At 71.5% G+C, this 1,318-nt stretch carries 1 protein-coding gene and 1 pseudogene; one reads left to right on the top strand and one right to left on the bottom strand.

Annotated features, from left to right (window positions below):
- A pseudogene (locus tag SSOG_RS24355) lies at nt 1-292 on the bottom strand (aldo/keto reductase); the annotation flags it as partial.
- 124 nt (nt 293-416) lie between these two features.
- Here SSOG_RS24355 and SSOG_RS24360 point away from each other — a divergent pair.
- On the top strand, nt 417-1,310 hold the full coding sequence (locus SSOG_RS24360; protein ID WP_050799951.1) for a helix-turn-helix transcriptional regulator: 894 nt from the start codon (nt 417-419) through the stop codon (nt 1,308-1,310).
- Nucleotides 1,311-1,318: the final 8 nt, after the last annotated feature.

Below are 1,318 nucleotides of genomic sequence, written 5' to 3' on the forward strand. Positions count from 1 at the left end.
GCGGCGTGAGTTGCCGCTGTTGGTTGTCGTCGTCGCCCATGGAGCCATGGGCCTTGGTCGCCAATACGACGTCCTCGCGGCGGCCCTTGAGGGCCTTGCCGACGATCTCCTCCGACTCGCCCGCCGAATAGATGTCGGCCGTGTCGACGAAGTTGATGCCCGCGTCGAGGGCGCGGTGGATGATCCGTACCGAGTCGTCGTGGTCCCGGTTGGCCACGGCACCGAACATCATCGCGCCCAGGGCGTATTCGCTGACCGAGATGCCGGTGCCGCCGAGAATCCTGCGCTTCATGGGTATGCCTCCCGCTGCCGGCTCCTGTGGTTCGGAGCAACTGGACACAGCCTCCGCATCCGACGAGTACCGGACCAGGCCCGATCCAACCTGGGTCTGCCGGAACCACCCGGATAATGGACCGATGGGCCATTCCGAACCGGAGATCAGGGATTTCCTCAGGGCGCGCCGCGCCGCGCTCGACCCCGCCGAGGTGGGGCTGCCGGAGGGCGTCGTCCGGCGCCGGGTGCGGGGCCTGCGCCGCGAGGAGGTCGCGCAGCGCGCCGGGATCAGCGTCGACTACTACACCCGCATCGAACAGGGCCGCGCCCCCGCCGTCTCGGACTCCGTCGTGGACGGTCTGGCGCGGGCGCTGCGGCTGACCCCGTCCGAGCACACGTATCTGCGCAATATCACCCTGCCGCGGCGGCACGGCCGGGTGGACGCGGGCCCGCGCCCGCGCGTGCGGCCGGAGATCCTGCGGCTGCTGGAGGCGATGGGCGACGGCATGGTTCCGGCCTTCGTCTTCGGCCCGGGCATGGACGTCCTGGCCTGGAACCGGCTCGGCGGCCGCATCGGCGTCGACTTCGAGGCGCTGCCGGAGGACGAGCGCAACGGCGCCCTGCTGATCTTCCTCGACCCCCGGACGCGGGAGCTGCACCCGAACTGGTCCGAGGTCGCCGACGACACGGTGGCCAGTCTGCGCGCGGAGATCGGGCGGACCCCGGGCAACGCACGGCTGTGCCAGGTCATTCAGGAGCTGCGGGAGCGGAGTGAGGAGTTCCGTCAGAGCTGGGAGGCGCAGGCGGTGCAGGAGCGGATGCGCGGTACGAAGTGGTACCGGCACCCGGAGGTGGGGGACCTCGTGGTGACGTTCGAGGCGCTGGTGCTGCCCGCGGACCCGGGGCAGGTGCTGTGCACGTACACGGTGGAGAAGGGATCCGCGTCGGAGAAGGCGCTGCGGGCGCTGGCGGCGGGGCTGGACGCGGGGGCGTGCGTGGAGGTGGAGACGGGCGCGGACACGGCGGCGCGAGCCTGAACCCCGCG

It is taken from the genome of Streptomyces himastatinicus ATCC 53653, assembly GCF_000158915.1.
GTDB classification, from domain to species: domain Bacteria; phylum Actinomycetota; class Actinomycetes; order Streptomycetales; family Streptomycetaceae; genus Streptomyces; species Streptomyces himastatinicus.

What these genes read in the sequence shown, in the direction of transcription:
- SSOG_RS24360 (WP_050799951.1), top strand. Translation starts at nt 417, where the DNA reads ATGGGCCATTCCGAACCGGAGATCAGGGATTTCCTCAGGGCGCGCCGC.